Below are 22,334 nucleotides of genomic sequence, written 5' to 3'. Positions count from 1 at the left end.
GGCAAAAAACGTATATATCAGTATTTTTCAATAAAATACAATTTTAATATAACTTAATTTAAAAAAAATTGTAATATACAATAATTTAACGTATTTAAATTCCCTTTTACGGATATGATCTACAGCTCCTCTCCAATCATGGCAGGGGATTTACCCAGACTTAGATCTGGCGTTCGATGATTTATAAGATCATCGATTAATGTATTATAATTATTTAAATAAATATCCATTGAAAGAGATCGTTCAGCCTCTTCCCGAGAAAAATGTCTGATTTTACTTGAAAGATCATTATTTTCAAGAACCTCCAAAACATTATCAGCAAGTTTTTCTTTATCAAAAAAAGGTGTCAGAATTCCAGTTTTCTGATGAACTATAAATTCTTTGACTGGGTCAGTATCACTTGCAATAATCGGACAACCCATCGCCATCGCTTCTCGTAAAGACCACGATAAGACAAAAGGATAGGTCATATACACATGCGCATCTGACCGTTTTAAAAGTTTGCAAAAAACGGGATAAGACAAAAGCCCGGCAAAATAAATTCTAGTGGGATCCAGCTGATTACCCAACTGTTGAAGAAAATAGTGTTTCCAGGTCAATTTACCGGGAAGCGCAGCACCATAACTGACTTGATCCCCACCAACTATAACGATTTTTGCGTCTGGACGTTCTTTTAAAATTTTGGGTAAGGAGCGCATAAGAATATGAAACCCTCGATAGGGTTCCAATCCACGGGCAACATAGGTGACCAATTTATCTTTGGGGTGGATGATGAAATCCTCGAATTTCATTGTATGATTATATATATCTGCATCAGGACTGCAAATCTTTAAATCAACCCCTTCTCTCAACACTGTAATTTGTCCACGCGCCCATTCAGGATAGGTTTTCCACTGAAACAACGTAGGGGTCTGTCCCCAACCTGGATTATTCGCAGAGATTAAATTAATGGTATTCTTGATTCTGACCCGTGACGGAAGCAGTTCATCAGATAAAAATTCCGGATCAAATTTAACATCCAATCCATCTGAATGATAATAGAACTCACAATATTTCAATATTGGAACATCAGGATAAATATCCTGAACATTCAACATCTCCCCCCATCCCTGATGACCAATAATGATATCAGGGACAAAACCTAGCTGTTTTAATTTTTTAAGAGTTTGGTAAACTTCCTCTCCTCTTTTAACGGCCTGATGCAATTCGTTCAAGGAAGAGTGCAATTCATTTACGGGATCAATTTTACCGTAAAAGACATTCCGAATTCCCCCAATTGTTCGCCTCGTCACTTGACTGACAAAAACAATTTCATTATCAGGCTTTCCCGCAAGATATTTTATTATATGTAAATACTGACCAGGGAAATTTTGATGTATGAATAAATATTTCACAATTTTAACGAGATAATTCAATAATTATTAATTAAACATAATTAATTTTGGTAATCAATATTGGTTAAAATCAGCTTTCAGTTTTTTTCTGATTAGATGAAGATTTATGTTTAGCATTTTTAACCTTGATATTAGTTCTTGGTTTTATACTCTTCACATTACTGGAACTAACATGAGTTTCAGGGACTTCCTTGCTATTTTTTCCCTTGTCATGATCAATCAAATCCAGGCTAAATGCCTCTAGAGGCGCAATGGTTTCCGATGAAAGAATGGTATCATCATCGACAGGACCTAATTTAGTTCCATCTATAAAGGTTGCTTTCACGGATAAGGTATATTTTTTCGCGGCATCACCATTCAATCTAACACGCAAACCGCACAAGGGAAGTGACATTCCTCTACTTCCACAAAATTCATTACCCTTATACCAGGGAGAAAACCACCCTTTTCCCAATACAGCCTGATATTCAATATCTTCTGGCTGTATACGATCATCTAATGACAAACCGAATCCTTCAATCCATGTTTTACTGTCTGGAATACCAATCCAATCTCCAAGTTCGACACTAACGTCACCAAGACGTTGAACATGGGCGACAACACGCATTTTGCCTTCTTTTTCAATTTCATTCTGTTGTTGAGCGACCGCACGCTTTGACTGTCTGGCTATTTTTTCATTGATACCCGAATTTTGATTGCCCAATCCATTTGTCAAATTATTTGAATTATCATTTTCAGAAGCATCATTAAGTCGAATAACCTGTAATTGAGGTGCGGGATAATTATTTGATGGATTCCGATAAACTGTTACAAGAACCAAACCAGCATCTCCCGAAATACGTACTAGAACAGCATTTTTTTCAGCGCCTAGCCACCCATCATTTTCAAAAGTCTTGATCTCAACTGTAGCGTTCTGTTTGAAGGGAGGAACAGAAATACGCAGGCCAGGCAAACCAAATTCATCAGCTGGAATTTGATTGGCAACATGATAAATACAATATAATCCAGTGTCCAAACTCATTAAATGACCATTTACATTTAAATCAATAATTCGTTGTTGATACTGATTATTATTTGATTGATCATCAGACTTTGACATTAATATATTTCCTTTTTAAAAGATGGCTAGGTATAGCAAAGTTAAAATAACTAAATAATATTTTATTAAAACTAATAAAAAATTAATAATTTCTCAAAACAAATTTTAATTTTTATTTAATGACCAACATATTTACATTCTTTTAATAAAAAATCATTCTGTTTGGCAATAGATAAATTTAACGAAATGACATTTCCTCGTCCAGTTCGCTTAATTCTTTCAGCAATAGCACCAATATCGTAACTTATTGTCCTCAATCCAGCCCGCCAAGCAATGCTTAGTGAATAACACCAGGTTTCCGGACAAATTGACGGAAAAAATGCAAGATCAGCCTTTTGTTCCCGCACCATGGAAATTGCCTCTTCCTCCTTATATTCTCCTGTTACAAATATGCGACCGGAACGCATTAGCAAATCATCATCCACGGAACGACCAACCAATACAAACTCAATCGGCAAATCACGCTTATCAGCATCTTGAAGTAAGGCAAGAATGACATCAAACCCTTTTTCCACTCCAATCGCACCTATTAAGCAAATACGGAAACGGTTTGAACTATTATCTCTAACTTTGATCTTTCCATTCAACTGGCAGGGTTTTTGAGAAAAGAATGTTAATTGTTTCATAGTGAGATCAGGACGATCGTCTTCGAGAAATTTTAACGCCAACTGTCCCAATTCTGGAAAATGTTTTGAAACACGTTTAAATGCATCATTGGAAGGCACATAAACAGCCCTTGCCTGTTTTAATTCCTTCCATGAATCATGCCACCATTTTTCCATATCAATGAAATTAGGGCTTTTTTCTTCCTTCCACAAACTATTTACACAATTTTGACAAATCTGCAAATCATTCGGATCGCCACAATAATGCATGGTTTCATTTAACAAAACGGTTCTCGGACAAAAAATCAGATAGTCATGAATATATACATCATAAGGTTTATTTATTTTAAGTAATAAATCTGTCATCAATTTATGATGTTTTTTCAAATGATGTATTTCACACGAATCTACAGAAAGAAATTGTAGAAAATTTAGGCATTTTTCTAATTCATGAGGAAAATAAAAAATTAGATTGGGAAAAATCAGGTTTATTTCTTTTTCCAAATTTCTTTTTGATTTAAATTGAATTTCAATCTGACAGCCATCCCCCAAAATTGTCGGTCTGATCAATACTGGAATAAAACCTTGGGAACGTAAAATATCTGTTCTTTCTTGAACCGCCCTTTCCACCCCTCCACCAAATTGATGCGTAACCAGTAAAACAAATTGATACTTCTCATGACGTTTCTTTTGAGCATCAAGCAGGATTTGAATTCTATATAGATCAATATTTCGACGGAATGGCAATAACGGATCATCACGTATGAAATCCTGTACCATTTCATCATATCCTGGATAAAGCCGATTGAGAATTTCCGTATTTCTTTTCCCTAATAGTTTTTTTGCATACGCAAATGAAACACCCCCTTTATGTCCTATAAAACAATCAGCTGCCAAAACATGTTTCCAACCCAAATGCCGTGCACGCATGCAAAAATCATTTTCCTCACCATATCCCTGGGCAAATAAATCCTCACGAAACAATCCTGTTTGCGCCAGACAGTCATGTCGGATAAACATGCAAAAACCATGTGCCGTAGGTATCTCTATTAATTGATGCTCGTTTATTTTTTTAAATATTTTTGAAAAATGAAAAATTGTTTGATTATCAGGCATCAAATTTTTCTTATCGTGATAAGGATAAGAATAAATACCCGCATCATTTGAAAAAGGAGTTACCGTTCCAATATTTTCTTCCTGATAAGCGGCCCGACAAAGCGTTTCGGTCCATTTCCCTCCTACAAAGGTATCACTATTTAACAAGATAATATCGTATCCAGGCCAAGCCTTCATACCACTGTTAACAGCAGTGGGAAAACCCTTATTTACCTTATGATTAATGCAAAAAACTTGCTGGTCATCTATGAATTTCTTTAATGAAACAACCAGTTCCAGATCAGGAGAAGCATCATTAACCAATTGAATCTTTACATTTTCCGGTACACTATTCAATACGCTCTGAAGTGCATCCAATGTTATCTGTTTTCCCTTATAAACAGGTATGACAATAACTATGCCCTCTGATGATTTTTTATCTATTACTGGGTCATATCCTTTATAAACTGCTTGAACAGGAAAAAAATGAGCTACATTTGAAATTTTAATATTTTTCTTATGATATGTAGGGGTTTGCATATGGATTAAAAAAGTTTTTGCCCTGAATTCCAAGCTAGGATCCAAAGGACTACCAATTAAATGACGCAAAAACTCATCTTGAACAGAATACATTCCGGCAGAAAAATCATGGATGGGAATTCTAAAAGATTTTGCCTGTAATAAAGGTGTTTCAAGAGTAACAACCTCAATATCATCCTTGGGTTGAAATTGATGATAAATCTTTCCCTTATAATCTTTTATAGTGATCAAAGGTATTCGACTGGGCTCGGCTGGACACCAAACCCACCCGATTAATGTTTCATTCTTAACTTCTACAAACCCAATTGTTAGATTAATTGACTCCAAATCAACAGGACTGCCTACAAAAGGAACACCATCTTGTTCAATACGTAATTTTTTATATTTTTTCTGCCAGCCTGAAGGCAGGATAATTTTTGGCTGATTTGTTTTAATAAATAATTGATTATCCAAATAAATACTGACTGGATAATCATTAAATGAATCTATCCATATTTCATTTAATGAGCCCTTGATACAACAACAGCCAACAATATTTGAAACCTGTTTCAAGAGATTAATAGTCAATAACCATGTTTCCGGGGATGGACTGTAATGAGAAAGAAAATAATTCAAAATTTCAATTAATTGTTTTGAGGATTTGCGAGAAGAATAAATAACTGCTTGTGCTATCCAGCCTTCATAGAAATCATATTGCTTCAATAAAGGCTGCAATAAATCATGGGCACCCTCTAAATTACCAGTTTTTAGATTTAAAACTGCCAAATCAAAGATAATGTTCGGATTGCCTCGTGTTAAATGATGCGCTCTACGCATCCATTGAAGTGCAATCTCAATTTGTCCATTTTGCTTAGCTTCTTGGGCATTTGAATATGCAATCTGTGCATTCTTTCTTAGTTTTTCGAGCCCTTCTGCTTTTTTTCTAGCGTAAACCACTAATTGTGCTTTATTTTTTCCTGACACAACGCCTCACAATTAAGCAATTAAATATAAATTAGCTATGTGTCTTGAAATATAAACAAACCAGGAGCCACTTCCACTTGTTTATTTTTAACAGGTTTCAAATCTTGCTGATTTATTTCCTCATCTAGTGCATTCAATACCAACCCTGCTTCTTTTTCCCCATTATCTTTTGCTTTTTCAAACCAATAACGCGCTTTAGCTATATCTTTATTTCCCGCTAAACCGTCATATAAATAACGTCCCAACATCAGCTGAGCTTTTGAATGACCCAATTCAGCAGCTTTTTCAAACCATTTTTGAGCTTCCTGCCTATTTTCTCTTAAATGATTTCCACCCCCATAAATTGCACCCAATGAAAACATGCCCGATGCATCACCTTTTTCAGCAGCCTTTTTAAAGAATTCTAAAGCTTCCTGAATATGAATTTTTCCATCTTCCGTTTTCCCTTCCGACAAAAGGGAAGCCCATAATAATTGCGCTTTGACTATCCCATGCTCCGCTGAAGACTTGATCCATTTACAAGCTTCTTTAAGATTTTTTTCCCCAGCAATTCCCTGCAACAACATGCGCCCATACCAATATTGAGCTTCTGCATCTTCATCACAACAGATTTGCAACCACTTTTTTGCTTCTTTTTCTTTGTTTAAATCAACTTCAGAATTTTTATTGTTTGTCAATGCCATAGCTAATTTTAGCATAATTTTCTTGTTGCCTTTTTCCGCTTGGGGACGCAAATAATTATCGACGACTTCTTCTACAGAAATATATTGAGAATTTGTAAGAGCGATTTCGGCAAGAATATCTAACGCTGGCAAATATCCTTTATCAGCAGCAAATTTATAAAGATCAATTGCCTTATCTACAGCCTTAACAACTCCTAAACCATTAAAATATAAATATCCCAAGGCAAAAGCGGCACCAACATGCTGTTTTTCTAAAAACGCAAACTGATACCATTTTATAGCCTCAGTATAATTAGGTGGTATATCCTTATTACCTGATGCCAGCATATCGGCCAATACCGAAGCAGCCTCTACATCCCCACCTATGGCAGCACGTCTTAACCAAGTTTCAGCTTCAACGAAATTCCGCTCAACCCCATTTCCTTTTCGTAAGGCAATGCCATATAATGCTTGCGCCTGTCGAATACCCAATTCCGCAGCCTGTTTATACAACTGAACAGCATATTCATGATTAATTTCAACCCCCTTTCCAGTTTCATACATAATAGCCAAGGTATAAATCGCCGTACCAAGTCCATTTTCAGCTGCAACTTGCAATAGTGCAGCCGCTTTGGAAAAATCATCCTGGGTTTTGCTAATTTTTAATAAAAATAATCCTTTCCCCATATAACCTTGCGGTGAACCTTGGGAAATTGACTTATCATACCATTTTATTATTTCATCAAATTGATTTTGTTCAGATGTGATTTCTGATAAGAGGTAAGCATAGAGGGCCTGACCATCAGCAGACCCATTTTCAGCTACTTTTTGAGCCCAATAACGAGCTTTTTCATAATCGGTTTTTAAGTCATCGGAAACTTTAGCCTGTTTTAGGGTAAATATATCATGTCCCGTTACTGCATTAAGTTCGGGAAGTCCACGCATATATAATAATGCAAGCATATATTCAGCGTCATTATAGCCAGCTGATGCTGCACTTTCAAACCATAAAGACGCTTCTTGCAGGCTAAAAGCAACTCCATGCCCATTTAAATAACATAAAGCCAGGTAATATTGAGCTTCAGGGGATTTTAAAGATGCGCCCTGTGAAAAACAATTATATGCTGAAACATATTCTTTTCTTTCATAATGTTTTTTCCCCTTATTCAAAAGTTTTTGAATTTTCTTTTTTCTGACTTTATTCAAGGGATTAAAAAAAACACGCATCATAAATTTCCCAATTCAATTTCACCTTATGTTTTACATTACTGTGGATCACGCATTCCTTCTGTTAACTTAGGTACAATACCATTCATTAAATACTGAGCCGCTGTCCTTTTACCAACATGAACATCAGCCGTAACAGTAAGTCCAGGGGTTGGATGAAAAAAATTCGGTATACTGTGCAAAGTGTATTTATTGATTTTCAATCTTACACGATAAAAAGGTTTTTCTCGAAATTGTAAAGGTGCTGCACCCCGACGATTACTCATATCCTGACCTGTATCACCAGGCTGAAAGACATCGGCACTAACATTTGTTACAACTGCTTCCGCTCCACCATATTGTGTATAGGGAAAAGTATCAAATTTTATAATCGCTTTATCACCCAACTTCATATATCCAACATCCGCATCTTGTACAGCAGCTTCAACCTCCAAACCTGTACCAACAGGTACTAGAGTCATAAACGGCATTCCAGAATTTAGTATAGAACCAACAGAACCTTTTGAAATTGATAGTACGATTGCATCCTGTTCGGCCCTCATCAAAACTTTTTTACGACGAAGTTTTGCCTTTTCATACTCTCCCTTATCTTTTGCCAATTGTCTTTGAATTAAAGTTAGATTTTTATAAACTTCACCCTTCCAACTTTCAATGTAGGCCTGTTTATCAGCCAATAAAGATGCTATTTTCTTTTGCGTGGCATTCGCTGATTGTTGTGCCGTTATTAATTTATCCTCAACATCCATTAAAGTATCTTGCGAACCCAAAGTTGATAAGCGACTTCCCACTTGTTGTTCCTGCAATTTTTTCCGCATCAAATGAATATCAGATGCAACTTGCAATCTCCCTTTCAATACAGCAGTAGTTGCAAGAAAGTTTTTAAGTTGAAACGATTGTTCGTTGATTTTCTGGTTGAAACCATCAACTTTCGCATCATACTCAAGTTTTCTTTTTATAAAACTATTCCCCTGTTCTACCGAATAAGGATTAGATGGGTCCACTGTATAGTTTTTATTAGCAGCTTCGGCCTGCAAACGGTCAAATTCAGCCTGTCCACTTTCAACTTGTAAACGTTGATTATCAATATCAGCCTGTTGAATTGTCGGATCCAAATGAGCCAAAACCTGTCCTTTCGTTACAAAATCCCCCTCTTTAACATCAATTGATTTAATAATACTCTCTTCCATTGGTTGGATTAACAAAGGTGGATCCACTGAAACCAGTCGACCTTGAGCTGAAACCACTTTGTCAAGTGGAAACACACATAATGCGATAATGGAAAAAAGCGCCAAAGCTCCAATAACCCAAGTAATATACTGGGCAGAAGCCGTTGGCGGCATATTGATAATAGCTGCAGTAGGTGAAGTAAACTCTAGTAAAGCTATCGGCATATCAGCTTGAGATTCTGTCTCATTATCTGCTGCAGGCAAATATCCTTCTGGTATGCTTGTCTGTTCATCAGTCGATGAAACATCTTTTTTTTCTGAAGTTTTTTTTATTTTTTTTTCAGTAGTATCTGTCAATTCATTAGAAATATTAGACTTTTCATTGTTATTTTCAGAATTCACATTTCCTGGCAACTGATTTTTATGATTATCATCCACCATTTTATGTTCCTTCCGTAATTACAGGTTTCTGGGCTTCATTCTTTTTTGAATGCTTTCTCTCATCAACATGTCGATTTTGCTGCAACCATAAAGTACGATAAATTTCGCAGGTTTCTAATAATTGTTCATGTGTTCCAATTGCCTGCATTTCACCCTGATCCATAACCAGTATTTGATCACAATTAACTAATGATGATAATCGATGTGAAACAATAACCATCGTTCTTCCCTTGGCAATTCGCTCCAAATTGGCATTAACCAACGCTTCACTTTCAGGATCAAGAGCGGATGTTGCCTCATCTAGAATCATTAGTTTTGGGTCTAGAATAACAGCTCTTGCAATTGCAAGACGTTGCCTTTGTCCTCCTGAAATATTCGTTGAACCCTCTTCGATAAAAGTGTCATATCCAGCGGGCATACGTTCTATAAATTCTTCAGCGCCAGCCATTCGTGCTGCCCAGATAACCTTTTCCATCGTCAATCCGGGACGTCCAGCGGTAATATTATCCCTAATTGTTCCACGAAACAAAAAGTTGTCCTGTAAAACAACACCAAAAGAGCGTCTTAAATGGGTAAGATTGATTTCACGCAAATCTACACCATCCAGCCTTAGAAAACCTTCATAATTTCGGCTAACGCCTTGTAAAAGACGCGTTATAGTGGATTTACCGGACCCACTTCGTCCCACCAAACCCAACATCGTACCTGCTGGAATTGAAAAATTTAAATCCTTTAACGCCCGACTACTTCCCCCAGGATATGTAAAATTAATATTTTCAAAGGATAGCGCACCAATAATCTTTGGTCTTAATCCTGTAGTCAACGCTTTTGTTTCCGTTGGATTATTTAATATTTCCCCCGCTTGAAATAATGAGGTTTCTACTTCTGTTATTACGGTCATTAATTTAGCCAACCCAACGAGAGGAGCCGCGACACGACCTCCCAGCATCATAAAAGCGACAATTGCACCGGCATCAACTCCCGCTGTTGGATTGGTTATACAAATAAAGGCACCAATAAGAATAATCCCTCGATTGATAAAGAAATCCAACGGCATAACCAATGTTTCAGGCCAATTTTGCATACGCGTTGTTGATAACCGCCATTTACAAACCTCAGCAACGATATTATCCCATTCACGACGACGGGAAGGTTCCAAAGCTAAAGTTTTAACAGTTCGTATACCCGCAACGGTTTCATACATTGCTGATCCACGTGTCATTTCCGCTTCAATACGGTTACTATAATAATATGTTAAGGGTTTAATAAAAATAACCACAATTAAACCGATCAAACCTGCCGCAACAACGGTCAGCCATGCTAAAATAACACTAATGTAAAATAAGAATGGTAAAATAACAACTAATGTAAACAAATCCAGGAAAGTTGTCATTAAACGGCCCGTGATAAAATCTCGCACCTGATATATCTGAGAAACCTTTCCGATCAAACGACCAGTCTGTTGTCGTTCAAAAAATTCCAATGGCAAAGAAAGCAAACGATTATAGGTATGAATTGAAATACGAGCATCCAAACGTGTTGCCATAACGTTGGTAATCTCTCGTCTGGCATAACTAATTAAAATTTCATAAAAACTTAAGACAATCAACAATCCACTAATCGATACCAGTGTCGCCATTGATTGAAAAGCAACCACCCGATTTACAACCTGCATCACTATAAAAGCAGGAAAAATTTGCAAAACGCTGATTATCATCGAACTTATTGAAATATCACGCAAGGAGGCACGTTCACGCAATACCATTTTGAAAAGCCATTTAAAATCAAGCTTATCTTCACTTTCAGACAGGTTTTTATTTTGCTTTACAAGAAGAATATCACCTGTCCATGCCTGCCTTAAACGGACTTCTTCAACAGGAATAGGAGGTTCACCCTCTCCCTTCAACGGATCTCTTAAAAAAACAATCCTTTTTTCAGGATTGACACCCACCATCAATCCTGCGGAACCATCCTTAAACATTAGTACTATGGGAGGTGAATTGTACAAGCGTATCAAATATCGCCATTTCAAACGCATCCCTTTAGCAATCAGCCCCTGACTATTCAGCCAGCGTGCCAAGGTTGCCGGGGATGGAGAGTCTTCACCAGGCTCAGCTGCAAAATCACGTATATCAAGATCAACCCCATGATATTTTGCAGCTGCCATTGTTGCCCGTAAACGAATCATCATTGGGGAAAGCTTCTGTGTTTTCCCTTGATTATTGCTTTGCCCTGCTCCTGACTGTATGGAGCCCTTATCTGGTTGATCCACCGATCATCCTTTATCAATTAAATTAACAAAATATTTTACAAATTTTTAATAAGAACAGCTTTTTTTAATATGCAGTCTTCATTATCATAAATTCATTTGACCATTAAAATAAACAATAAAATCATTTCCTTAATTAACTATATCAATTAATGTTTTGTAATTTTTCTGCCAAAATATCATTATCATTTTAATAATTCAATTCTTTTCATGCTGAATATGCAATAAATACTATAATAGATTTTACCCTATCATTCTTTTCACATATCTTCAAACCGGGCTTGGAGTATCAAAATTTATTAAATAATTAAAATGCAAAATGAAATCCCATTTTTTGTTTATTTATTTAATAAATTTCATTTTATTATAATTATGGTAGATATTTCAATTGAGTATCCTGATTTTAATAAATAAAAAATTCTAACATCAAGGTTTTCTATGTCCAAACAAAGTCAGCTTTTGAATCAACTTCATGAACAGATTCTTTTATGTGATGGAGGAATGGGATCCATCATTCAAGCACTTGATCTCGATATTAACAAAGATTTTTGGGGAAAGGAAAACTGTACAGAAATCCTTAATTTATCTAGACCCGATTTGATTAGGGATATTCATAAACGCTATTTTGCAGCAGGTGCAGATATGGTGGAAACAAATTCTTTCGGAGGATCTTCCATCACCCTATCCGAATTTGACCTTCAAGACCAAACAAGAGAAATCAACAAACGTGCCGCTGAAATTGCCAATGAAGCCGCAAATTCATTTGCTGATAAAAAAAGTAGATATATCCTTGGATCAATAGGACCCGGGACTAGACTACCCTCCTTGGGAAATATTGATTATGATTCACTTGAAGATGCAATTACAGAGCAATGTAGAGGTTTGATTGAAGGCGGTGTTCACGCTTTTTTAATTGAAACATGCCAAGATCCACTTCAAATCAAGGCTGCTGTAAACGCAACCAAGATAGCATTAAAAGAAGCTGACATTTTTTTACCAATCTTTGTACAAGTAACCATTGAGACAACAGGCACCCTTCTTGTTGGAAGTGATATCGCTGCCGCAGCGACCGTCATTGAAGCGTTGGATGTTCAAATGATGGGAATGAATTGCGGAACAGGTCCTCGGGAAATGGCCGAGGGTATCAAATGGCTTTCTCAATACTGGCCGCATTTAATTTCGATGCAACCTAACGCAGGATTGCCAGAACTCGTCAACGGTAAAACGCACTACCCACTCTCTCCAGAAGAAATGGCCGTTTGGATGTCCCGTTATATAAAAGAACAGAAAATAAATATGATCGGTGGTTGCTGTGGAACTAATCCTAATCATATTGCTGCATTTGATCAGATGCTCAAAAACGAAGCGGCTTTGGGGGGATGCTTCACAGACCGACCAGCCTGTATACCCAGAAGTTCAATATGGATTCCCTCGGTTTCAAGTCTTTTTACCCCCACACCTTTAAGACAGGAAAATAGTCTGTTTTCGATTGGGGAACGCTGTAATGCCAATGGCTCTAAGAAATGGCGTGATTTACAGGATCAACAAGATTGGGATGGATGCGTTACAATCGGTCGTGAGCAACTGAAAGAAGGATCAAACGCCCTGGATGTTTGTATGGCCTTTGTAGGTCATGATGAGAAAAAGGATATGAAGGAAATTATTCCTCGCCTCACGTCATCTATCAATGTTCCTCTCGTTATAGATTCTACTAGTACGGAAGTGATTGAAACTTGTCTTAAACTTCATGGTGGAAAACCCATCATTAATTCAATCAATTTTGAGGATGGTGAAGAAATAGCGGCTCATCGTTTAAAACTGGCCCGTAAATTTGGTGCCGCTGTTGTTGCATTAACCATTGATGAACAAGGAATGGCACGAACACCTGAAGACAAATTACGAATAACCCGCCGATTAGTTGATTTTGCCTGTAACAAATATGGCCTGCCCCACTCCGATTTGATGATTGACCCTCTTACCTTTACTATTGCCACTGGAGTAGAAGATGACCGTAAACTGGGTTTATGGACTTTACAAGGGATCAAAGCCATCCACGATGAATTTCCTGACATTCAAATCGTGCTCGGATTATCCAATATATCATTCGGACTTAATCCAGCCGCCAGAGCAGTTTTGAATTCTGTTTTTCTTTATCATGCCCAGAAAATGGGAATGACAGCTGCCATTGTTCATGTTTCTAAAATACGCCCCATGCACCTTTTGGACAAAGATGAAGTTAAAGTCATTGAAGATTTGATTTTTGATCGAAGAACTGATGATTATGACCCACTCAAAAAAGTTTTAGAAATTTTTGCCGATCGTAAAGCCACACAAGTGGCAACTCGCGCTGTTGCTACCACCATTGAAGAACAATTGCATAACCGAATTGTAGATGGAAATCGCAAAGATTTGGAGGATGATTTAAAAAAGGCGATGGAAACCTATGCCCCCCTGGAAATAATCAATTCCCTTTTACTTAATGGCATGAAAACGGTAGGGGAATTATTTGGATCTGGGAAAATGCAGCTTCCTTTTGTCTTGCAATCTGCCGAAACAATGAAGGCAGCCGTATCCTTTCTTGAACCTTTTATGGAAAAGAAAAATAATGAAACCAAAGGTACGATGATCTTGGCAACGGTGAAAGGGGATGTACATGATATTGGCAAAAATCTTGTCGATATCATTTTAAGCAACAACGGTTTCAAGGTTGTCAATCTAGGCATTAAAGTACCTGTAGCAGACATGATTAAGGCAGCAAAGGAACATAATGCTGACGCGATCGGCATGTCTGGATTATTGGTCAAATCAACTGTTATCATGAAAGAAAACCTTGAAGAAATGGCGCAACAAGGCCTCAGCATACCTGTTCTACTCGGAGGAGCAGCTTTAACACGTGCCTACGTTGAAGAAGATTGTGCGGAAATCTATAAAAAAAATAACGGGATGGTTGCCTATGCCAGGGATGCCTTTGATGGTTTGACACTTATGGAACAATTAACCCATGGTGATTTAGATAATTATCTTGCTGCCCAAAAAATCAAAAATAAAAAACCCAAACGTCCCGAAAAAAAGGAAAAAACCATTGTAGCTCCTTTTTCCATGGAAGAATCATCCTTGCGAAGAAATAAAATGACTTCTCACGAACCTCCCCTCAATCCACCATTTTGGGGGGCGCGAAAGTTAGAAACCAGTTTAAAAGCTGTTTTACCCTTCCTAAACGAACGTTCTTTATATCAATTGCAGTGGGGAATGAAAAAGCAGGGAAAAACGCTGGAAGAATTCCTGCAAGATGCGAAAACAAATTTACGACCAATCCTATATAAATTGATCCAACAATGTGAGCAGAAAAAAATCCTTCAACCACAAGCCGTTTATGGTTACTGGAAAGCCGCTGCGAGCGCTGAGGACCTAATCCTCTTCGATAGGGATGGGAAAACCGAATTGTGCCGATTTACCCTTCCAAGACAGCCTGGCAATCAACGCATTTGCATCACTGACTATATCCGGGATTATAATGATCCCATTCGTGACGTAATTGGCTTGCAAATTGTCACTGTAGGTCAAAAAGCTTCAGACACAGCCAGAATCTGGTTTGAAGAAAACCGTTACCAGGATTATTTATATTTGCATGGTTTATCTGTTGAAATAACCGAGGCAATGGCTGAATATACGCATCAACGAATGAGGGCAGAGCTAGGTTTCAGTAGTGAAGATGATCCTGATATGAACAAGCTGTTGATGCAAAATTACCGCGGGTCCAGATATTCGTTTGGCTATCCCGCTTGCCCTAATCTTGAGGATCAAAAATATATATTGAATCTTCTTGACGCAAAGCAGATTGGAATCTCCCTATCTGAAGAATGGCAATTGCATCCAGAGCAGTCAACGTCAGCTTTGGTAATTTTTCATCCTAAAGCAAAATATTTTATTGTATGACAATAAAAATATGAATTTTCATTGACGCAATAAACATTCACATTTAATTTAGGTGACAAAATTTAAATTAGGTTAAAAACTTTTTTAACTATGTCACTTAAAAATTTTATAATCTGCAGAACTGAAGAAGAATCTTCTTTATGCTATCTAAACCATCACCTCTATATGGTTCAGAAAAAAAACAATCACCACCCTGTTTATTTGTCCACAACTGATATGAAAACAGGATTCATCCATGATAAAAAAAACCTGTTTGATCATGTTATTATAAAACATCGATTTCCCGGAAATTACTCTTTTATTTCCCGACGATTAAACTGTTATTATTATAATATTCCCATTACAACACATCATCATCAAACATTATTTCAAACTGTACAGCTAAAAAATAAACAATGGAAGAAATTCAAGCTTCAAAAAGCATATAAAATAAAATTTGATATAAACCAATTCAACACTTTGATTAACAAAAAAATGAACAATTCTGTTAATCTGTATTGGTGGCGCAACAAACAGTTCACAAATATAGGTGATGAACTAAATTTATATATTATTGGATATTTAAGTAAAAAAATAATATGTAGAACCAATTTAAAAAACACAGACTTAATCGGAATAGGCAGCATTTTAAACTGGGCAACACCAAGAAACAGAATTTATCCTGTATGGGGGAGCGGAACTCTTTCACCTTCCTCATTACCTACTGAATTATTCAAGATTTCTTTATTACGTGGACCATTGACCCATGAATCCTTCACTTCACATAAATGTAAATTACCTTATGGGGATCCTGGATTAATATGTGACCGTATATATAACCCCAACAAAGAAAAAAAATATGACTGGGGTCTTATTGTTCATCACAGTCAATATAAAAAGAGCTGGGTAGAGCAAATATTACAAAATACACCCAACACTCTTTTTATTGATATCACCGATCCTGATATTAACGTTTTTATTGACCAGATAAAATCCTGCAAATATATTGCATCCAGCAGTTTACATGGACTTGTTATTGCAGACAGCTATCATATCCCAAATATTTGGTTGTGGGATAATAAATTGCATGATGGCGGAAAATGGAAATTCTTTGATTATTTCGCAGGCATACATCGTACAGAAATAAATTTTTATAACCCCGTTTTATTCAAAAATTTAAATCATATTCCGTTAAGACAACTTAATTTAAGCTATTTTGATAAACTCGAAAACACCAAGAACCAAATTATTGATAGTTTTCCGTTATAAATCATTCCATAATAAAATTTAAAATTAGCAAAACGGTATTTATTAAAAAATATAATCAATTATTCAATTCACAATAATAAATAATTAATTTAAATCTTATATTTATATTCAATAACATTGTGATAAGGTTAGAATAATTTATAATTTACATAACAATAACATAGTGATGGCTTTATCACCTTTTACTATTTAAAAAATTAATCCCTTACCACAATTTTTTTAAAACATATAATCCCTTATCATCCTCAACCCCAGTTTATCTTAATTTATCTAAGTGTTTTTCCAGATAAGGATAAAAGTCTGCATGTTTTAGCATTTTTGACTTTGTTTCATCCTTATAGGCTTGACCAAGTTTTTTCAATTCAACCCGATTTTCATGCGTTTGAGATTTATGATATTTTTTTAAAATATAATTCAATTCATCATCTTGTGAAAAATTGATATAATCATGATCCGATACTGACATATTTATATTCTCCTTTATATGGAAATAGTAATTGTTTCAATTTATGATATAAATGATGAAAAAGCAATTTTCTTCCTGAAAAATATCAAAAAAATCAATATATTATCAAAATATCCCAATTAACGAAAACCGATACCAATAATATTTCCAAAATTTAAATCCGACAGTTTCGAGAATTAAATTGGAAAGTTTAATTTCAAGCGCATAAAATTATGCTATATTCACCTTTTGACAAGGAATTTTTCAATTATTTATATAATTTTAATTTATAACTTTTTTTATTTAAAAAACTTTTTTCTTCTAACTTCAATAACTTAAAACTTTAAAAGAGGATATTCCTTGAATTTTGTTACTGTAATTGATCTTGCTGGTAGTGTCGCCCTGCTTTTATGGGGTGTTCATATGGTTCAAACCGGTGTGCAACGAGCGTTTGGCGCACGGTTAAATCATTTCCTGTCAACCATGTTACGAAACAGATTCCAATCTTTTATCGCAGGTGCAGGTATCACTGCAATCTTGCAATCCTCAACTGCAACGGGACTTATGATCACTGGATTTGCCGCCAATGGGGTAATCGGACTACCTTCTGCATTGGCGGTTATGCTGGGGGCAAATGTTGGAACCACCCTAATTGTCCAGCTATTATCATTTGACGTGTCCCGTATCGCACCCCTTTTTGTTTTGATAGGCGTCATCATGTTTCGCCGGGGTCTTAATCATATCCGTGATTTTGGACGCGTCTTCATCGGATTAGGCCTGATTCTGATCTCCCTACATCAATTTCTGGTAATCCTTCATCCCTATACCAACCAACCAGCGCTTCGTACAGTATTGGGCAACATTACAGATATGCCTTTTATTACAATTTTATTATCAATGATCCTGACCTGGATTATGCATTCTTCCGTGGCGATTGTATTGCTAATAGCGTCCTTCGCCTCTCACAATGTCATACCTGCTGAAACAGCCTTTATCATGGTTTTGGGCGCCAATATCGGTACCGCTCTCAATCCCGTGATAGAGGGAACAGGAAAAAACGTGATTGCCAAACGTTTACCTATGGGAAATTTAATAAACCGTGTTATCGGTGCGGCCATTGTCTTTATCTTTATTCATCCACTCACCCATTGGTTCACATATTACTATCCTGATATCAACCGATCTATCGCCAATTTTCACACATTATTTAATATTGCAACGGCACTTCTATTCTTGCCTTTCCTAACCCCCTACGCCAATTTACTAAAAAAAATATTTCCACGCACAAAAGAGGAAACTGTTCAGGATCCCTCAAAACCGGTCTATCTTGATAAATCCGTCATACAATCACCTATTCTTGCCCTTGGCAATGCAACCCGGGAATCATTGCGTTTATGTGATATTTTGGAAAAAATGCTGAATGGTGTTGACGATAGTTTTAAAAATCAAACACCTCAAATTGCCAGCGCCGCACGACGTTTTGATAATACGCTAGATAAATTAACAAACTCAATACAAAGTTACGTCACCGGTTTGGATCCCGAAGCTTTGAATCAAAATGAATTGAATCAGGTGGAAAAAATCCTAACCTTCTGTACACAAATTGCCAATGCGGGTGATGTCCTGGACAGGAATGTTCTTTCAACCGTACAGAAAATGGTTAAACAAAGAATCATTTTACCAAAACCCATGATGGATCCATTGCAAAAAATGATGCGACGCATCCATAAAAATCTGCATACAACAGCAACCTTGCTGATTAATGAAGACGAGAATATTGCCCGTAAACTTGCCGAAGAGAAGGATATATTCCGTGAAATTGAAAGCAAAGTTATCGCTATCTATTATGAAAATCTTCGACAAAGCACAGACAATAAAAAAAACCAGATTCAGTATGGTTCATTCATGATTGAATTGGCCCGTGATTTAAAACGTACAAACACTCATGTTGTAGCTTCAGCCGCCTACCCTGTTCTGGATCAGAATGGAATGCTATTACCCAGCCGTCTGCAACCTGAAGAAGATACAGAAAATTACGACAATGATCCAATCAAGATTTTACAACGTGAAGATAATATATTAACCCGTGATTGAAAAACTCTGAAAAATAATTTCTATTTATGATATAGTTCAACCATCTTCATAATTGAGATCCATGATTATCAAACAATTTACAGTTATTTGTTTTTTGTAATTAAAAATTATAAAAATATTTTTTATTTACCCATTGCGGTAAATGAATTGTTTATTTACTAATACCGCTTTATAATCTTATTAAAGGGAATAAGTTAATCAAGTGCTTAATTCTATGAACTGGATTGATCTTGTTTGTCTTGGTGTAATTATCCTTGGTGCCTTATCCGGTCTTACGCGAGGGTTTACTCGTGAATGTATAGGTCTATTTGGATGGATTATTGCAGCCAGCCTGGCCAATCGCTGGTATCCCGATCTTGCCCCCAAGCTATCGCCTTACGTAAACTCTGAAAATTTGGCAAATATTGCCTCCTTCATTGTTATATTTGCCTTGACCTGTATTGTCATTAATGCGCTGGCAAATGCCGTTGTCGGTCAAAATTCTGCACGAATCTCCCTTTTGGGTCGTCTGGACAGATTACTTGGTGCAATATGTGGTGGGGTTAAGGGATATGCAGGGTTGGCCATTCTCTATCTGATTGGCGGAATAATTTTTCCTGCCGCACAATGGCCTGAACCTCTTCAAGAAAGTCAAATGGTTCCCTATATATATCAGGGAGCTGTCCTGATTAATAATCTTCTCCCAAGCTCAATGCAACGGGATGTTGTTGTCCCCCAAACAAAGACACCAAGAGTATCAATACCTGACGGAACTGGATTACATAATGGAATATCTCATCAATCCTCTTCGACAGATCAATCGCATAATGATGAGCCTTCTACTGTTCAACCAGAGGGGGGGTATTCCTCAATTGCTCCCTCACAATAAACATGGCCATTTTTAACTCATAAAACCCTTATCTATTCATTTATTTTCGGAATTGCGATGAATAAATCTAGCGAATCAATATCCTATTCAACAATACATACATCCCCAGATCATGAAGATGATAAATTTCATGAGGAATGTGGCGTGGTAGGCGTCTGGACAACACAAGATGCCGCATCATTGACTGCATTGGGATTACATGCCTTACAACATAGAGGTCAGGAAGCGACAGGTATTGTTACTTACGATGGAAATTTTCATATTCATCGTGGTTTGGGGCTGGTCGGTGAAGTATTTGCCGATCCCCAGGTTATCGCCAAATTACCAGGTGGAATTGCGATTGGTCACAATCGCTATGCTACAACAGGTGCCACGCAGCTTCGTAATGTACAACCTTTATATGGTGATTTTGAATTTGGTGGATTTGCTGTTGCCCATAATGGAAATCTTACCAATGCACAACTCCTTAGACAATCCCTGGTACGCAGAGGATGCCTATTCCAATCCAGTACAGACAGCGAAGTCTTTATCCATTTGATTGCCATTTCCCTGTACAGCAATGTTATTGACCGCTTTATTGATGCCTTAAAACAGGTTCAGGGTGCATATTCTCTGGTGGCCCTTTCCAAGGATATGTTAATTGCCGCTCGTGATCCGTTAGGTGTTCGTCCCCTGATACTCGGCAAACTCAACCAGAATAAGGAAAAAGAATGCTGGGTTGTTGCCAGTGAAACCTGTGCACTTTCCAGCATGGGCGCGGAATTTGTCCGTGATATCGAGCCTGGTGAAGTCATCATCATTAATGATGAGGGTATCCGTTCCATTAAACCTTTTCATAATATTTCTCATCGCTTTTGCATTTTCGAATATGTTTATTTTGCCCGTCCCGATTCCATTATTGAAAATAAATCCGTATATATAGCACGTCAAAAAATTGGAGCCGAACTCGCGCTTGAAAATCCCGTTGCGGCAGATATTGTTGTTCCTGTTCCCGATTCCGGTGTGCCTGCTGCGCTCGGCTATGCAAAAGCCAGCAATATTCCATTTGAGTTAGGCATAATCCGTAGTCATTATATAGGAAGGACTTTTATTGAACCGACTGATCAAATCCGTAATCTTGGAGTAAAACTCAAACACTCCACAAACGGTTCAATTTTAAAAGACAAACGCGTCATTTTAATTGATGATTCCATCGTCCGTGGAACAACATCCAAAAAAATCGTTGAAATGGTCAGAGCTGCAGGAGCAGCCGAAGTTCATCTGCGTATTGCCTCTCCCCCCACACGGTTTTCCTGTTATTACGGAATTGATACTCCATCAAAAGAAAAACTACTGGCACACACACATGATATTGATGAAATGTGCAAATTGATTGGGGCAGATTCACTGGGATTCATTTCATGCAATGGATTATACAAAGCTCTGGAAGAAAAGGAAAGAAATTACGAAAAACCGCAATATTGTGATGCATGTTTTACAGGAGACTATCCTATTCAACTTACAGATCATGACATGAACCTAACACAAAATAAATAATGAAACTGTCATGTCATCCTTAGTTACTCTCCCTTTTAAAAACAAGGTAGCTTTCATTACTGGTGCAAGTCGTGGCATAGGTCAGGCTTGTGCCATAGCATTGGCCGAGGCTGGTGCACACTGCGTTCTCAGCGCAAGAACGCAGGGAGGATTAATACAGACAGATAATATAATCCGCCAAAAAGGTGGTAAAGCCACCTTATTTCCATTTGATTTGCAACCCAAAAATCCATTCGATACAACAATTGATAATATTGGCCCTTCCATTGCCCAGCAATTCCATCGACTTGACATTTTCATTCATGCAGCCTTTCATTACACGCCACTTACACCTGTTGACCAAATAACGGATCAAGACTGGTCAAAAAATATTTCCATCAATCTTACAAGCTGTATGAAACTTGTTCGAACTTTGTCCCCCTTGTTATGCGCCACACCAAATTCTCAAGCTCTTTTTCTTCAGGGGATAACGAAACCCGGTGCATTTTGGGGATCAGTCACCTCTGTTCAGGCAGCTATTCAAAATCTTATAAATTGTTGGAAAGAAGAAATAAAGGATATCTCTGCAGTTCATGTTCAAACCATTACCCCTCCGCCAACCAAAACCTTATTGAGACAATCCTTTTTTCCTGCGGAAGATAAAGATAAACTTAATTCGCCAGAAAAAACGGCAAAAATAATTCTTGCTTTTTTACTAAAAAAACAAAATCCATAACGTTAATAAGTCAAAATTAATTGATATAACC

At 37.0% G+C, this 22,334-nt stretch carries 13 protein-coding genes; 6 read left to right on the top strand and 7 right to left on the bottom strand.

Annotated elements, in window-relative coordinates; translation table 11 throughout:
* Positions 1-119: 119 nt before the first annotated feature.
* The 6 genes from H3R28_RS03815 to H3R28_RS03790 form a co-directional block, all read right to left on the bottom strand.
* Positions 120-1,394, bottom strand: coding sequence for a glycosyltransferase (locus H3R28_RS03815; protein ID WP_198184755.1), 1,275 nt, complete (start codon positions 1,392-1,394; stop codon positions 120-122).
* Positions 1,395-1,464: 70 nt separating this feature from the next.
* On the bottom strand, positions 1,465-2,493 hold the full coding sequence (locus H3R28_RS03810) for a hypothetical protein (protein WP_155565127.1): 1,029 nt from the start codon (positions 2,491-2,493) through the stop codon (positions 1,465-1,467).
* A gap of 116 nt (positions 2,494-2,609) precedes the next feature.
* Positions 2,610-5,696 (bottom strand): glycosyltransferase, encoded by a 3,087-nt coding sequence (locus H3R28_RS03805; protein WP_198209636.1) that lies wholly within the window; start codon positions 5,694-5,696, stop codon positions 2,610-2,612.
* A gap of 35 nt (positions 5,697-5,731) precedes the next feature.
* Complete coding sequence (locus H3R28_RS03800; protein WP_198209634.1) at positions 5,732-7,588, bottom strand: tetratricopeptide repeat protein; 1,857 nt, start codon at positions 7,586-7,588, stop codon at positions 5,732-5,734.
* Between the two features lie 35 nt (positions 7,589-7,623).
* A complete protein-coding gene (locus H3R28_RS03795) occupies positions 7,624-9,192 on the bottom strand; it encodes an HlyD family type I secretion periplasmic adaptor subunit (protein ID WP_198184751.1) in 1,569 nt (522 codons plus the stop codon).
* Between the two features lies 1 nt (position 9,193).
* Complete coding sequence (locus tag H3R28_RS03790) at positions 9,194-11,464, bottom strand: peptidase domain-containing ABC transporter (protein ID WP_370552685.1); 2,271 nt, start codon at positions 11,462-11,464, stop codon at positions 9,194-9,196.
* A 435-nt stretch (positions 11,465-11,899) separates the two neighbouring features.
* Here H3R28_RS03790 and metH point away from each other — a divergent pair, with 435 nt between their 5' ends.
* Both metH and H3R28_RS03780 read left to right on the top strand, forming a co-directional pair.
* On the top strand, positions 11,900-15,397 hold the full coding sequence (metH, locus tag H3R28_RS03785) for a methionine synthase (protein WP_198209632.1): 3,498 nt from the start codon (positions 11,900-11,902) through the stop codon (positions 15,395-15,397).
* A gap of 90 nt (positions 15,398-15,487) precedes the next feature.
* The gene (locus tag H3R28_RS03780; RefSeq protein WP_198209630.1) at positions 15,488-16,645 is read left to right on the top strand and encodes a polysaccharide pyruvyl transferase family protein; all 1,158 of its coding nucleotides are present in this window, start codon (positions 15,488-15,490) and stop codon (positions 16,643-16,645) included.
* A gap of 256 nt (positions 16,646-16,901) precedes the next feature.
* Here the strand turns inward: H3R28_RS03780 and H3R28_RS03775 are convergent, their stop codons facing one another.
* Positions 16,902-17,111, bottom strand: coding sequence for a hypothetical protein (locus H3R28_RS03775; protein ID WP_198209628.1), 210 nt, complete (start codon positions 17,109-17,111; stop codon positions 16,902-16,904).
* 339 nt (positions 17,112-17,450) lie between these two features.
* On the opposite strand from H3R28_RS03775, the gene H3R28_RS03770 reads away from it, so the two are divergent.
* The 4 genes from H3R28_RS03770 to H3R28_RS03755 all read left to right on the top strand — a co-directional run bounded on the left by H3R28_RS03770 (position 17,451) and on the right by H3R28_RS03755 (position 22,303).
* On the top strand, positions 17,451-19,184 hold the full coding sequence (locus H3R28_RS03770) for a Na/Pi cotransporter family protein (protein ID WP_198209626.1): 1,734 nt from the start codon (positions 17,451-17,453) through the stop codon (positions 19,182-19,184).
* A 202-nt stretch (positions 19,185-19,386) separates the two neighbouring features.
* Positions 19,387-20,052 (top strand): CvpA family protein, encoded by a 666-nt coding sequence (locus H3R28_RS03765; protein WP_198209624.1) that lies wholly within the window; start codon positions 19,387-19,389, stop codon positions 20,050-20,052.
* A gap of 57 nt (positions 20,053-20,109) precedes the next feature.
* Positions 20,110-21,588 (top strand): amidophosphoribosyltransferase, encoded by a 1,479-nt coding sequence (purF, locus tag H3R28_RS03760; RefSeq protein WP_198209622.1) that lies wholly within the window; start codon positions 20,110-20,112, stop codon positions 21,586-21,588.
* 10 nt (positions 21,589-21,598) lie between these two features.
* Positions 21,599-22,303 (top strand): SDR family oxidoreductase, encoded by a 705-nt coding sequence (locus H3R28_RS03755; RefSeq protein ID WP_198209620.1) that lies wholly within the window; start codon positions 21,599-21,601, stop codon positions 22,301-22,303.
* The last annotated feature ends 31 nt before the right edge of the window (positions 22,304-22,334 follow it).

It is taken from the genome of Commensalibacter sp. M0268, from assembly GCF_016101925.1.
GTDB lineage: Bacteria > Pseudomonadota > Alphaproteobacteria > Acetobacterales > Acetobacteraceae > Commensalibacter > Commensalibacter melissae.
Note: the sequence above shows the minus strand (reverse complement) of the source record. Positions and strands in the feature narration are given on the sequence as shown.

What these genes read in the sequence shown, in the direction of transcription:
- H3R28_RS03810 (WP_155565127.1), bottom strand. Translation starts at nt 2,493, where the DNA reads ATGTCAAAGTCTGATGATCAATCAAATAATAATCAGTATCAACAACGA.
- H3R28_RS03800 (WP_198209634.1), bottom strand. Translation starts at nt 7,588, where the DNA reads ATGATGCGTGTTTTTTTTAATCCCTTGAATAAAGTCAGAAAAAAGAAA.
- H3R28_RS03795 (WP_198184751.1), bottom strand. Translation starts at nt 9,192, where the DNA reads ATGGTGGATGATAATCATAAAAATCAGTTGCCAGGAAATGTGAATTCT.
- metH (WP_198209632.1), top strand. Translation starts at nt 11,900, where the DNA reads ATGTCCAAACAAAGTCAGCTTTTGAATCAACTTCATGAACAGATTCTT.
- H3R28_RS03780 (WP_198209630.1), top strand. Translation starts at nt 15,488, where the DNA reads ATGTCACTTAAAAATTTTATAATCTGCAGAACTGAAGAAGAATCTTCT.
- H3R28_RS03775 (WP_198209628.1), bottom strand. Translation starts at nt 17,111, where the DNA reads ATGTCAGTATCGGATCATGATTATATCAATTTTTCACAAGATGATGAA.
- purF (WP_198209622.1), top strand. Translation starts at nt 20,110, where the DNA reads ATGAATAAATCTAGCGAATCAATATCCTATTCAACAATACATACATCC.
- H3R28_RS03755 (WP_198209620.1), top strand. Translation starts at nt 21,599, where the DNA reads ATGTCATCCTTAGTTACTCTCCCTTTTAAAAACAAGGTAGCTTTCATT.